At 68.1% G+C, this 1,148-nt stretch carries 1 protein-coding gene; it reads left to right on the top strand.

Features of this window, described 5'->3' with window-relative positions:
* Positions 1–1,148 (top strand): autotransporter outer membrane beta-barrel domain-containing protein (locus tag CSQ93_RS28480; RefSeq protein WP_158301417.1); only part of this gene is annotated, 1,148 nt, incomplete at both ends.

Here is a 1,148-nt window from a genome sequence, read left to right as displayed (position 1 = left end):
GTCAATGGCCTGGACATCGTCTACACGCCAGGCATCAACACCAGCGGCGACATCCGCATCGGCTACACCGTGTCGAACGCGTTCGGCACCTCGGCGCCGGTGACGTCGACGATTGCCGTCAATCCGATGCCGCAGGTACTCAGCCAGAGCGCCACGGTGGTGGCCGGCCTGACGGTCACCGTCGACCTGACGGCGGGCGCCACGGGCGGCCCGTTCACGGCGGCGAATGTACTCAGCGTGGCGCCGGCGGAAGCGGGCAAGGCGGTGGTGCGCGATGTGGGCACGGCCGGCAAGCCGTCGTACCAGCTGAGCTTTGCAGCCTCGGGCAAGTTTGCCGGCGCGGCGGTGGTCAGCTATACCTTGAGCAATGCCTTCGCCACCTCGAAACCGGGCGTGGTGAACGTCACCGTGACGGCGCGCCGCGATCCGTCGGTCGATCCGGAAGTGATCGGCCTGCAGGCGGCGCAAGCCGATGCGGCGCGGCGTTTCGCCAGCGCGCAGCTGTCGAACTTCACGCAGCGGCTGGAAAGCCTGCATGGCGATGGCTGGGGACGTTCCAGCTTTGGTCTGAGCCTGACGCCGCCGAACGACAGCGGTAACCCGACGGCGGCGCTGGCGCGCTGGCAGGCGGACGAAGCGGACCGCGTGTTTGGCACGGCCGTGAAACCGTTCATGCGCAAGGCGGCCTTGCGTCAGGTTGACACGGGTTTCAGCAGCGAGCGGCAGCAGGTGGACGTCAGTGGCGCCACCAGCGGTTTGCCGGACATGCCGCAAAAGCCGGACACGCAGAAGCAGGCGTTGTCGCTGTGGCTCGGTGGCGCGGTCGACTTCGGTCAGCACTATGTGAATGGCCGCGAGACGGGCTTCCGCTTCCGCACGAATGGTGTCAGCGTGGGTGGCGATTACCGCCTCAGCGACCTGGCCACCCTGGGCGTGGGCGCCGGTTTCAGCCATGACCGCAGCGACGTGGGCCAGAACGGCAGCCGCAGCACGGCCGACAGCGCCGTGGCGGCTGTGTATGGCAGCCTGCGTCCGAGCAAGGGCGTGTTCCTTGACGGCGTGCTCGGCTACGGTACCCTGCAGTACGACGCCTCGCGCTACCTGTCCGATGGCAGCGGTTTCGCCACGGGCGAGCGCGACGGCAAGCA

It is taken from the genome of Janthinobacterium sp. BJB426 (genome assembly GCF_002735705.1).
Classification (GTDB): Bacteria; Pseudomonadota; Gammaproteobacteria; order Burkholderiales; family Burkholderiaceae_D; genus Janthinobacterium.
The sequence above is the reverse complement of the archived record's forward strand: the minus strand, read 5'-3'. Positions and strand labels throughout refer to the sequence as shown.